The organism is Pontibacter sp. GD13 (assembly GCF_058216355.1).
In genome coordinates, this window is record NZ_JBYZMQ010000008.1 from 136,362 (window position 1) to 148,579 (window position 12,218).

Sequence of the window (12,218 nt, forward strand, 5' to 3'; positions counted from 1 at the left end):
ACTGAAGTTTATACCTGGGCGGTATTCTCATCCGTGAATTTATCTACAAGGTATACCAGCAGGAAGCCAAAAACAGCCAGCACCACGCCATAGGCCAGGTAGGAGGCATGGCCGGTGAGGGTCTCGTAATTGCCGGGCAGCACATTGTCCTGCACCAGCGGCTTTACCACCCCATGCCGGTCGGTATAGGTTTCCAGGGTTACTTTCCAGGGCCATACTTTGTTCAGGGAGCCCACCATAAAGCCGGTTAGCAGTGCAACCGTTACGTTATGGTAGTGCTTCAGCATCCAGTTGATTACGTGCGAGAAGGTAAGGATACCGGTTATGCAGCCCAAACCAAACACCAGGATCACGCCTGCCTTCAGGTCTTTTACAGCCCCCAGGATATACTCATACTTCGAGAGCAGCACCAGCAGGAAGCTTCCGGAAATACCAGGAAGGATCATGGCGCAAATGGCAATCGCCCCGGACAGGAACACAAACCAGTATGCCTCCGGGGTTTGGGTAGGCGTGGCCACCGTTACGTAGTAAGCGATGGCGGCACCGGCTAAACCGGCCAGCACCACTCCCCAGGTCCAGTGGCTGATCTTTTTACTGACCACCACAGCCGAAGCCACGATCAGGCCAAAGAAAAAGGACCAGAGCATTTCCGGGTAATTCTCCAGCAGGTACAGTATAACCCTGGATAAAGAGGCAATGGAGAAGAGAATGCCGGAGATGAGCACAACCAGGAAGTTGCCGTTGATGTGCCGCCAGAAATCCGCCAGCTTAAAACGGGCCAGAAACTTGAGTGCCTGCCCATCCACGGAGCGAATGGATCCGAGCAGTTCTTCGTAAATACCGGTGATAAAGGCAATCGTGCCCCCAGACACACCCGGCACCACATCGGCAGCGCCCATGCCCACCCCTTTCGAAAAAAGTAGAATGTATTCCCGGAGTGTTCTTCTCTTTTTGGAATGTTTCACTGACTTTACCTGGCTCATGATGCTTAAAACTAAAATTGCCCGTTCGGGTGTATACCGACGGGCAATTTAAATACTTTTGATGGTATACTTTAACCTTCTAGCAAGGTTTTTCTAAATCAAGGAAATGGGTAAACGTGTCGCCGCGCAAGCCCAAGCGTATGGTTTCGAGCGGAATAACCTCGTTAGGCGCAATGTTGCCCAGGTTCACGTTGGCGCCCAGCAGTTTAATGAACCACACCTGCTGTGCCTTTTGGGGCGCTTCCCACAGGATCTTCTCAAACGGGATCTGGGTCAATATCTCTTCTACCAGGCCGCTGCGCACCTCACCGGTAGAGCGGAACAAGCCCACATTCCCACCTTCACGGGCCTCACCGATCACTTTCCAGGCACCGGCCTCCAGTTCAGCGTTCATCAGCTTGATCCACTTATAAGGCGGGATGATCTTCTCCGCATCCTTAGAGCCCACCTCCGACAACACCGTAACCTGCTCTTTCAGTTGCTTTATATAATTGCACTTCTCATCGTGGGGCAACTCAATGGAGCCATCGGACACCTCCGCAAAAGGCATGTTATACTTGTCCAGCAAGCGGCGGTAGTCATCAAACTGGTTCCTGATAACGAAAGCCTCGAAAAGGGTGCCGCCAAAATAGGTGGGAATGCCCGCTTCCTTATACACATCCAGCTTTTTCTGTAGGTTAGGCGACACATACGAGGTACCCCAGCCCAGCTTTACAATGTCTACATACTCTCCGGCAACCTCCAGAAAATCCTCTGCCTCCCGCACGCTCAGGCCTTTGTCCATTGCCATGGTAAAGCCGCGGTCGCGCGGCTTTTGCTCGCGTTCAGGTATACTTTTTAGCGAATAGTTCATTTAGTTTTATTTGCGATATTGATCAATCAACCTGGATAAGGCGCGCTGTGATTCCAGCTCAGGGAAGAACTCAAACAGCAGCTTGTGCTTATCGAAGTCCAAAATTAAAGCATTTTCCAGATAATTGTATGCCTCGCGGTATTTTCCTGCCGAAAGCATGTAGGCACAGGCCCTGTAATAAAGCTCTGCTTCGTCTGGCTGCAGTTCTATCGCATTTAAAATAATATCGATGGCTTCTTCAAAATTGCCCTGCTCGTACAGGATAATGGACCAGTTCAGGTAGATGTCCTTGTCGGCGGGCTGTACCTCGGCCGCGCGCGCATAGCTCTCGAGCGCCGATACCACGTGCCCCACGTTATACTCGGCCCCGGCGAGCGCCACCCAATAGTCTGCACTGTCATCGTACAGCTCCACGGCTTTTTTGAAAAAGTGCACTGCCTCGTACCACTTGCCCTGCGCATCCAGTATCACCCCAAGCCCAAACCAGGCCTCATCCATCTCCGGGTCCAGGTCTACGGATTTCTGGTAGTACCTGCGCGAGAGGTCCCACTGCAGCATTTTCTCGTAGCACTCCCCGATGTTACAGTACACTTCGGCGGAGGGGGAGCCGTGCTCCAGCATGGCATTGAAGCTCTCGATGGCTTTGATGTACTCGCCCTGGAACACATAGGCGTTGGCCATGTTGTTGTAGGCCGTTATAAAGTCTGGCTTGATGAGAGAAGCGTAGTCGTAGGCGGCGATGGCTTTATCGTAAAGCCCTTGCTTGTTGTACACGTTGCCCAGGTTAAACCAGGCCACGTACGAGTAAGGGTCTTTGTCGACAAACTCCTGGAAGAACGGGAGATGCTCCCGTATAGTGTTTGTCAGCTCCATGCAATAGATCACCTCCTGCATGGCCGCCTCGTTCTCCAGGTTAAGGGCCACACACTTTTTATAGTACTTGATGGCCGAGTTAAACTTGCCCCAGGTCTGGTAGGCCAGCCCGATATTGAAGTAAATGTCGTCGCGGTCCTCGGAATACGCCAGCGCTTTCTTAAAGTAGTCGATGGCATCCCTGAACTCGCCGCGCTGTGTGTAAATGATACCGCGCGTCAGCTGCACATCCGCGCTGTCGGGCTCTATCTCGGCCACCTGGTCAATTACCATCAGCGCATCCTCAAAGCTGCCCGACATGGCCAGCAGCTGTGCCTTGTCGATCATCATCTCTGACGAGAAGGGGTATTGCGCCAGGGCGGCGTCGCAGGCGATCAGGGCTTTTTTATAGTCGAAATTAGCAGTATAATGGTCTATAATCAGTTCAAAGTCATTGAGATCGAAGAAAACGGTCTCATTACTACCGAGCATCTGCTCGAAACGGTTTATCAGTTCCAGCTCTTCGCTGTGTTCTTCAAAATTGTCTTTCATCTCCAAAATCCAACAAGCTGCAAGGGAACAGCTTTTGTCCTATTACATTTTTACGCCACAAATAGTTTACCCGATTTCGGGTGCAGAGTCTTTTAGTTCTTTGCAAACCCAAGCGATGCTTTCACCCAGTGGCCTGAAGGTGATACCGGTTGCCTTTTTTACTTTCTCGTTGCTGAAAACGTGGTTTTTACCTGCTACCCGTGCGGTGTCTTTCGTGATGAGGGGGCGCCCTCCGGTAAACCAGGTGCGGATGCGCTCCAGGCGCCACACTACCTCGGCCAAGGCGGGCGGCACTTTTACAGAGGGCGCTTTTTTCCCGAAGCAGGCCGCCACGCCACGAAAGAAATCCTGGTAACTAGCCTGCACCGCGTTCAGGATATAGCGCTCCCCGGAGATATCGGAGAAGGTCAGTTTGATCATGGCCTCCACCACATCGCGCACATCCACAAAGTTAGCACTGCCCTGGGTATAGAAAGCGCGCTCGTTGTACACGTACTTAAACAGCTGCGTGCTGCTGCGGCTCCAGTCTGAGGGACCGAGGATAACAGAAGGGTTCACGATCACGGCCTCCAGTTTCTCTGAAATGCCGCGCCATACTTCCAGCTCGCCCAGGTATTTGGAACTGGCGTAGGCGGAGTGCCCGGCCGCAGGGTCCCATTTGTTGTGCTCGGTTAGTATGCTGACGCCCTTGGGCCTGCCCACTGCCGCAATGGAGCTCACGTGGCACAACTTAATGTGGCCGTGCTCCAGGCAGGCATCTACTACATTAGCAGTGCCTTCAATGTTTATTTTTTTGAGTAGTTCCTCGTCCTGGGGCGCATACGATACCAGGCCGGCGCAGTGGAACACGACCTCTACTCCCGTTAAGGCTTGTCTTAAAAACAGGGGGTCCAGCACATCGCCTTCCAGCCACGTAACTTGCTCGGCTCCTTTTACCGGCGGGACGCGCTCCCGATACAGGGCCTTTACGGCATGCCCCTGCTCCAGGAGTGCCGGAATCAGGAAACTGCCGACGAGGCCACTTCCGCCTGTAATGAAAATAGTCATGCGTTAATCTGGATGGGGATGGCTATAGATGAATGTTGCGCAAGGGCAGGGCCAGGGCTTTGGTCAGGTGTTTGGAAGCCAGCACCTTGTGCAGCGAATCAGTGTGTTTCAGCCCATGTGTATCAGAGCCCAGAAAATCCACCATGCCGCTGTCGATCAGTTTCTCGGCCACCGTTTTAGCGCCCGGAGAGTAATAACCGGTTAAGGAGTTCAGGTTAGGTTGAAAAAGCACGCCCAGTTCCCGCAGTTCGGCCAGTTGCTCGAACTTCCCATAAAAGTAGGTGTACCTTTCGGGATGTGCCAACACGGGCTTATACCCTTTGGATCGCATTTTGAAAATGGCCTCACGCAGGTTCAGGGGCTCATTCAGGAACGAAGTCTCGAAAAGCAGGTAGTTGTCGCCGAAGGTGAGCAGCTCTTGCCCCGTGTCCAGCTTTTCCAGGAAGCCTTCGTCCAGGTAGTACTCGGCGGCGCAGGCCAGCTCCATCGCAATCCCGGCTTCCTGCACAGCCTTCTGTAGCAGGCTGAGGCGCTCCCGGATGCCTTCGGGCGTGTTTTTGTAAAAGTCGCTCATGATGTGCGGGGTCATGATCAGCTTGTGGTAGCCCAGGGACTTCATAACCTGCACTAACTCCAGAGACCTTTCCAGGCTGTCTGAGCCATCGTCCAGGCCCGGCAGGATATGCGAGTGCATGTCTATGCCAATTGCGCTGAAGGACTCCTCAGGCACATGTTCATCTCCAAATAAGCTTTTTAAAAACTTTATCATCCGCTTTTTCCTGGCAATCCAAATGCCAACGCTAGCATCTTTTAGTAAAATACATTCAAAATAACGCAATTAAAATCCACCATCAAAAAATATACTGGCCCCGGCCCCGGTTTTATCCTGAATTCATAGCGCAGGATTGGTGCTTTACGCACAATTGTATAGCTTTGTAAACAACACCTTGTATGTAGCCGTTACCTAATAAACGTTTAACCTGCCACACAAAACTATAAATGGATTTAAAATTCACTGAAAATCAGCGAATGATCGCGGACATGGTGCGCGACTTCGGTGCCAAGCACATTAAACCCTACATGCGTGCGTGGGACGATAGCCAGGAATTCCCGGTAGAGGTATTTAAAAAACTCGGCGAACTGGGACTTATGGGCGTGCTTGTTCCTACTGAATACGGCGGTTCCGGATTCGGTTACCTGGAGTATGTTACGGCCATTGCAGAGCTTTCCAAGATCGATGGCTCTATTGGCCTTTCGATGGCGGCGCATAACTCTTTGTGTACCGGCCACATTCTGCAGTTCGGCAACGAGGAGCAGAAAAGGAAGTACCTTCCGAAGCTCGCCACAGCAGAATGGATCGGCGCCTGGGGCTTAACAGAGCCAAACACAGGCTCTGATGCAGGCAACATGCGCACCGTAGCCGTGCAGGATGGCGACCATTGGGTGATCAATGGTGCCAAGAACTTTATTACGCACGGTAAATCAGGTAATGTAGCCGTGGTGATCGTGCGCACCGGTGAGGTAGGCGACTCGCATGGCATGACGGCCTTTGTGATTGAGAAAGGCACCCCGGGCTTTAGCGCAGGGCGCAAAGAAGATAAGATGGGCATGCGTGCCTCCGAAACCACGGAGCTCATTTTCCAGGATTGCCGCGTACACCAAGACCAGATCCTGGGCAACGTGGGCGATGGCTTTATCCAGTCGATGAAAGTGCTGGACGGCGGACGTATTTCTATTGCGGCACTGTCTTTGGGCATCGCACAGGGAGCTTTTGAGGCCGCACTGGCCTACTCGCAGGAGCGCCAACAATTTAACAAACCCATCTCCAGCTTCCAGGGCATTGCCTTTAAGCTCGCCGACATGGCCACCGAGATAGAGGCAGCCTCTTTACTTACCTACCAGGCGGCAGACATGAAGAATCGTGGCCTGAACGTGAACAAAGAATCTGCTATGGCGAAGCTGTATGCTTCTGAAGTTTCGGTGCGAACAGCCAACGAAGCCGTGCAGATATTTGGCGGTTATGGCTTTACAAAAGACTACCCGGCAGAAAAGTATTACCGCGATGCGAAACTTTGCACCATAGGCGAAGGAACAAGCGAAATACAGAAACTTGTGATATCAAGAGCTATACTTAAATAAAACAGGCTGTAATTTTTCTGGCTTTAAGGGGCTTAAACGCCTTTTTTCAAAAAAACAGATAAATATTTAGTCAATCTGTTGATTTTTAAGTTAAAGCTTAGTTAAATTTGCATCCCTAATTCTAAGAGAAGAGAGAGAACATGATTATTGTAAACGTAAAAGATAACGAGTCTGTAGACCGTGCATTAAAAAGATTTAAGAAGAAATTTGAAAGAACTGGTGTGCTGAAAGAGCTGCGTTCAAGATCTTATTTCGAGAAGCCATCTGTATCAAAGAGAAAGCAGAAGGAAAGAGCCGCTTATAAGCAGCAGCTTTTTGCGGATCAAAACTACTAGTCTTTCTAACAACATATTTAATAATTCCATAAATTAGGGTATCTGGCGCACACGCCGGGTAAACTGGTTTATGGAATTATTTTTTAAGTACCTTCAGTACGAAAAGCGTTACAGTCCGCACACCCTTACCTCCTATCATACCGACCTGGGGCAATTCTCCCAGTACCTGCACGAGGTATACCAACTCTCCGACCCTGCCGAGGCTGGCCACACCATCATCCGCTCCTGGATTCTGACCCTGGTTCAGAACCACATCAAGCCTAGGTCCATCAACCGGAAAATTGCCTGCCTGCGTTCCTTTTACAGGTTCTTACTGGCCCAGGAACGCATCACCTCAAACCCCATGCTGCGCATCAAGGCCCCTAAGGTTTCTAAAAAACTTCCGGCCTTCGTGCCAGAAGCGCCTTTTAATGCACTACTGGATACCTTTACGTTTGAGGAGAGCTTCGAAGGCCAGCGCGACAGGCTTATCCTGGAGTTTCTGTACGGCACCGGCATTCGTCTGTCAGAGCTGATTGGCGTGGATGACGCTGACATCAACATGCACGCCAAGACCGTGCGCGTGCTGGGCAAAGGCAATAAAGAACGTATTGTTCCCCTCAACGACTCGTTGCTCGATAGCCTGGAGGCCTACCAAAAGTATAAGAAAAGCGAATTTGGCGATAACAATTCCGAAAAGCTGCTCGTTACTATTAAAGCCCGTCCCCTTTACCCAAAGTTTGTTTATCGTGTCGTAAAAAAGTATATTAGCTTGATCACAACCTCCGAGAGTAACAGTCCGCACGTGTTGCGCCATTCCTTTGCGACACACCTGCTTAACAAGGGGGCAGACCTGAACGCCATTAAGGATTTACTGGGCCATTCCAGCCTTGCAGCCACGCAGGTTTACACGCACAACTCCATTGAGAAGCTTAAATCGATATTCGAGAAAGCACATCCCAAAGCATAATTTTAACCATTAAATTTTACAACTATGAAGCTACAGATGCATTCTATCCACTTCGAGGCTGATAAGCAGCTTACCGATTTCATCCAGCAGAAAGTAGACAAGTTAGAAACGTTCTTCGACCGAATAGTAGAAGGCGAAGTATTTCTGAAACATAACAACAGCGACGGCATTGACACCAAAACCGTGGAGATGAAGATATTCGTACCCGGTTCCACGCTTTTCTCCAAAGAAGAGGCCCCCTCGTTCGAAGCCGCCGCTGATGCTGCCGTAGAGGCCATGCGTCGCCAGCTTAAAAAGTATAAGGAAAAACAGCTGACCCACTAATTACAAGCCGGCTCATTTAAGTTAAAGCCCCAAAAAGAAAGGCCTGCTTCTGGAAGCAGGCCTTTCTTTTTGGGGCTTTGGCTCAAGCCAATGTTTTGCGGCAGTGCCTACAGGCCAAACTCCGCTTTTATCTTGTCAACATAATCGAGTTTCTCCCAGGTAAAGGTTTCGAACGATTTTTTCTCTTTATGTCCGTTTACAGATACCTCCACCTCTTTTGTGCCGGGTGTTCTACCCATGTGGCCGTAAGCGGCTGTTTCAGCAAAAATAGGGTTCTGAAGCCCGAAGCGCTGAATGATGGCATAGGGGCGCATATCAAAAAGCTTGGCTACCTTTTCGGCAATCTCACCATCACTCATCACATCCCCGTTGGCGTCATTCACTTTGGTAGAACCGTATGTGGTAACATACAGGCCAACCGGTTTTGCAACGCCAATGGCATAGGCAACCTGCACTAGCACCTGGTCTGCCACACCGGCCGCTACCAGGTTCTTGGCAATGTGCCGTGCAGCATAGGCAGCCGAACGGTCCACTTTCGAGGAGTCCTTGCCTGAGAATGCGCCTCCTCCGTGCGCGCCTTTTCCGCCGTAGGTGTCCACAATGATCTTACGGCCTGTTAAACCGGTATCTCCGTGCGGGCCGCCTATCACAAACTTGCCTGTGGGGTTAATATGGTAAATAATATCGTCGTTAAACAGCTTCTGAGTGCGCTCCGGCAGCAGGTTCAATACGCGCGGGATTAGTATGTTGTCAACATCCTCCCTGATCTTGGCTACCATCCTCTGCTCAGCTGCATTTTTTGCCTCTGCGCTCTCGTCCGCCGACTTCTCAAACTCGTCGTGCTGCGTTGAGATCACAATGGTGTCGATTTTCTCAGGCACGTGGTTATCGTTGTACCGGATGGTTACCTGAGACTTAGCATCGGGGCGCAGATAGGTCATCTCTTTACCTTCCTTGCGAATAGCGGAAAGCTCCTGCAGTAACAGGTGCGATATGCTAAGCGCCAGGGGCATGTAGTTATCCGTTTCGTTGGTGGCGTAACCGAACATCATACCCTGGTCTCCTGCTCCCTGGTCTTCCGGGTTTGCCCTCTCCACACCCTGGTTGATATCAGCAGACTGCTCGTGAATGGCCGAGATCACCCCGCATGCGTCGGCATCGAACATGTATTCTGATTTGGTATAGCCAATGCGCTTGATCACATCGCGGGCCACCTTCTGCACGTCAACATAAGCTTCCGATTTCACCTCTCCACTCAACACCACCAATCCGGTGGTCACCAGGGTTTCGCAGGCTACTTTAGATTGAGGATCCTGCTTTAGAAACTCATCTAGCAGCGCATCCGAAATCTGGTCCGCCACTTTATCCGGGTGTCCTTCTGATACAGACTCAGAAGTAAATAAGTAAGCCATTTCTTCTATGGGTTTAGGTACAAAGTATAAACCTGCTGCCACACTTAGCAGCGGCTACAAAGCTAAAACAATTATGTCATAGTTAAAACACGTTCGATCAGGAGACCAAGCTGTGCATCGGCCTGTAGGAGATTTTCCCTGTGAAGTAATAAATGCAATCAAATACTAAAAAAAAGGCCCGGGTTGCCTAAAAAAGCAGATACCCTTATTTGGATTACAAAACCATTCCATAACTGCCCTCGTTTCACGTACAGTAAATTATACCATTTGGAAAAACAAAGATGAAACAACTCATAACCCTTATATTTCTGATCACTTTCTGCTCGGGGCAGGCACTCAGCCAGTCAGATTCTCCTTACAAAACTGATATAAAAGTTGATGGCCCTATTATAGTTGCCGGTATGGGCCTCAGTTATTATGGATTAACGCTCATGATGGACAAAGAAGGCCTAACAGAAGAGCAGGTCTCCAGACTCAGCAAAAACGATGTGAACGGTTTTGATAGATTTTCGGCAGGCTGGGACTCGAAATCTGCAAAAAAGACAAGTGACATCCCTTTTTATGGCTCATTTGTAGCACCTGTCGCCCTGCTTTTAAATGATAATGTGCGCGGCAAGGCGGGGCAGGTATTCGTGCTGTACGTCGAAACAATGGCTGTAACAGGTGCCCTTTTCACCATGACGAACGGCAATGTTCCCAGAACCCGCCCCCTGGTTTACAGCGACGATGTGGAGCTATCCGATAAAACGAACTCCAACGCACGAAATGCCTTCTATGCCGGGCATCCCGCCGCAGCCGCCAGTGCCACCTTTTTCGCCGCCAAAATATTCCACGATTTCAACCCGGACTCAAACGCCAGGCCTTATGTTTGGGCCGCCGCCGCCGCTGTACCCGCTACGGTAGCTTATCTGCGCCTCAGGGCAGGCAAACATTTCTTGAGCGACAACCTATTGGGTTATACTTTGGGCGCGGCAGCCGGCATTCTGGTGCCACAGCTGCATAAAAAGACAAACAAAACCAACATCAGCCTGGTACCGGTTTCTGGTCGGGATTACAGTGGGGCGTTGTTAACTTATAACTTTTAAATATATTCTATTTGTTTTTGGTATTTAGGCTATTAAATGGCCACATCAAGACACTACTACTTTACTTCACCTTGCCCATCGTGGCGCCAGAACATTTATCTGATTTAGCTCAAGATAAAAATTTACTAGCCTAATCCATTTATACATGTAATTGAAAAAGTTTGACACGCATGAATGTCTACTTCTAAGTATAACTTTTGAATATGCTACATTGGAAAAAATCATCCTTCACATAAAATACAAAAAGCCTCACATATGTGAGGCTTTTTGTATTTTATGTGAAATCAACTATGTCAATTTAAATAGACATAAATTTCAAAATTAGTAACCCGCGTTTTGTACGACAACATCTTTTGATGTTAGTACTTCTCTCTGCGGAATTGGCCACAAATTTTTGTTGGCATCAGCTAAGCCAGTAGTATTAGTTCTCCTAAGATCAAACCAGTAGTGTCCTTCATGTACAAGTTCAACCCTTCTTTCCTTTAAAATAGCATCGATAAGTGCCTGTCCAGATAAAGTCACACTTAGCGCAGGCAAACCTGCTCTGCTTCTAACCTGATTAACTAATGTTTTGGCATCAAGTTCGTTCTGCACTCCACCTAATCTGGCAAGAGATTCTGCTCTATTCAACAACACTTCCGCGTATCTGAATAATAATACATGATCATCGCCACCTGATATTCTTGTGTACTTAAGTGTGTAGCTGCCATTCACGTTAACCGGCAGACGCTTGTCTCCTGTTTCATGAATACCTGCCAGACCTGCTGCTGGAGACACTTCATTTCTACCTCCTAAGGAGGTTGGGAACCAGAAGAAAGCGATTGAGTTAGAGTTTACAGCATCGAATTGTAGCTCCCAAATTGCCTCAGAAGTATTTTTCAAAGCGTATATGTCTGCATAATTTGGTGCAAGCGTAAACTTGTTCAAGTCCATAACCTGCTTTGCAAAATCTGCAGATACCGCGTAGTTCTTCTGATACAAAGCAACCCGTGACTTAAGGGCTAAAGCCGCAGCTTTGGTAGCTCTTCCTTTTCCTCCGATTCCAGGGAAAGAAGCCGGCAAGTTGGCTATTGCAAACTCCAGGTCTTTATTTACTTGTGCGATTACTTCAGCTTCAGATGATCTTGGAACTGGAACAGCATCCTCCGGAGCTAGGGTTGGCGTCAGCTTTAAAGGCACTCCTACACCATTATTACCATATCCGGTTGGTGAACCACCGAAGTAGTTAATCAGGTTAAAGTAATGATAAGCGCGCAAAAAACTGGCTTCAGCTAATGCAGCGTTATTGTCAAACGCAGGATCGCTAATCTTAGGAATTGCCACGATAAGGGTATTTACTCTATTTATACCACTATAGATCGTGTTCCACATGTTATTCAATTCCGTATTATCTGCCAGAATACTATTCTGCTTGATCTGCGCAAAAGATGGGAATGTACCGGTATGTGATACGTTCGCGGTTGCCAGATCAGCAAATAACCAATAGCGTAATCCCTGATAGTTACCGCTCTGTAAAGAGCTATATGCTCCTAATAACCCTGCTTCAACTCCTATTCTAGAACTAAAAGCAGATTCAGCTGGTAAGGAAGCCTGTGGCTCCACATCTAACACTTCACAAGCAGATGTAGAGATTAGCAAACCTAAAGCTAAAACCTTAAAATATTTTTTATTTATCATTTTAATCGAA

The 12,218-nt window shown here is 49.0% G+C and carries 12 protein-coding genes; 5 read left to right on the forward strand and 7 right to left on the reverse strand.

Annotation, left to right across the window (positions count from 1 at the left end; translation table 11 throughout):
- Positions 1–8: 8 nt before the first annotated feature.
- The 5 genes from AC4BAN_RS12575 to AC4BAN_RS12595 all read right to left on the reverse strand — a co-directional run bounded on the left by AC4BAN_RS12575 (position 9) and on the right by AC4BAN_RS12595 (position 5,056).
- A complete protein-coding gene (locus AC4BAN_RS12575; RefSeq protein ID WP_490564755.1) occupies positions 9–983 on the reverse strand; it encodes a polyprenyl-phosphate transporter in 975 nt (324 codons plus the stop codon).
- Positions 984–1,062: 79 nt separating this feature from the next.
- The gene (locus AC4BAN_RS12580) at positions 1,063–1,836 is read right to left on the reverse strand and encodes a phosphosulfolactate synthase (RefSeq protein ID WP_490564756.1); all 774 of its coding nucleotides are present in this window, start codon (positions 1,834–1,836) and stop codon (positions 1,063–1,065) included.
- A 6-nt stretch (positions 1,837–1,842) separates the two neighbouring features.
- Positions 1,843–3,240 carry a tetratricopeptide repeat protein gene (locus AC4BAN_RS12585; protein ID WP_490564757.1) on the reverse strand — a complete coding sequence of 466 codons (1,398 nt, stop codon included), beginning with the start codon at positions 3,238–3,240 and terminating at the stop codon, positions 1,843–1,845.
- A gap of 66 nt (positions 3,241–3,306) precedes the next feature.
- A complete protein-coding gene (locus AC4BAN_RS12590; RefSeq protein ID WP_490564758.1) occupies positions 3,307–4,287 on the reverse strand; it encodes an NAD-dependent epimerase/dehydratase family protein in 981 nt (326 codons plus the stop codon).
- 22 nt (positions 4,288–4,309) lie between these two features.
- Positions 4,310–5,056 (reverse strand): tyrosine-protein phosphatase, encoded by a 747-nt coding sequence (locus AC4BAN_RS12595; protein ID WP_490564759.1) that lies wholly within the window; start codon positions 5,054–5,056, stop codon positions 4,310–4,312.
- Positions 5,057–5,286: 230 nt separating this feature from the next.
- On the opposite strand from AC4BAN_RS12595, the gene AC4BAN_RS12600 reads away from it, so the two are divergent.
- The 4 genes from AC4BAN_RS12600 (at position 5,287) to hpf (ending at position 8,034) form a co-directional block, all read left to right on the forward strand.
- On the forward strand, positions 5,287–6,426 hold the full coding sequence (locus AC4BAN_RS12600; RefSeq protein WP_490564760.1) for an acyl-CoA dehydrogenase family protein: 1,140 nt from the start codon (positions 5,287–5,289) through the stop codon (positions 6,424–6,426).
- Between the two features lie 140 nt (positions 6,427–6,566).
- The gene (gene rpsU, locus AC4BAN_RS12605) at positions 6,567–6,761 is read left to right on the forward strand and encodes a 30S ribosomal protein S21 (RefSeq protein ID WP_439881269.1); all 195 of its coding nucleotides are present in this window, start codon (positions 6,567–6,569) and stop codon (positions 6,759–6,761) included.
- Positions 6,762–6,831: 70 nt separating this feature from the next.
- Positions 6,832–7,710: a tyrosine-type recombinase/integrase gene (locus tag AC4BAN_RS12610; protein WP_490564761.1), complete on the forward strand. Its 879-nt coding sequence runs from the start codon at positions 6,832–6,834 to the stop codon at positions 7,708–7,710.
- A gap of 24 nt (positions 7,711–7,734) precedes the next feature.
- On the forward strand, positions 7,735–8,034 hold the full coding sequence (hpf, locus tag AC4BAN_RS12615) for a ribosome hibernation-promoting factor, HPF/YfiA family (protein WP_490564762.1): 300 nt from the start codon (positions 7,735–7,737) through the stop codon (positions 8,032–8,034).
- 107 nt (positions 8,035–8,141) lie between these two features.
- On the opposite strand, the gene metK is transcribed toward hpf, so the two are convergent.
- Positions 8,142–9,446, reverse strand: a complete 1,305-nt coding sequence (gene metK / locus AC4BAN_RS12620; RefSeq protein WP_490564763.1) for a methionine adenosyltransferase — start codon at positions 9,444–9,446, stop codon at positions 8,142–8,144.
- Positions 9,447–9,727: 281 nt separating this feature from the next.
- Here metK and AC4BAN_RS12625 point away from each other — a divergent pair, with 281 nt between their 5' ends.
- Positions 9,728–10,531 carry a phosphatase PAP2 family protein gene (locus tag AC4BAN_RS12625; protein ID WP_490564764.1) on the forward strand — a complete coding sequence of 268 codons (804 nt, stop codon included), beginning with the start codon at positions 9,728–9,730 and terminating at the stop codon, positions 10,529–10,531.
- A 321-nt stretch (positions 10,532–10,852) separates the two neighbouring features.
- Here AC4BAN_RS12625 and AC4BAN_RS12630 read toward each other — a convergent pair whose 3' ends face one another.
- Complete coding sequence (locus AC4BAN_RS12630) at positions 10,853–12,208, reverse strand: RagB/SusD family nutrient uptake outer membrane protein (RefSeq protein WP_490564765.1); 1,356 nt, start codon at positions 12,206–12,208, stop codon at positions 10,853–10,855.
- Positions 12,209–12,218 lie beyond the last annotated feature (10 nt).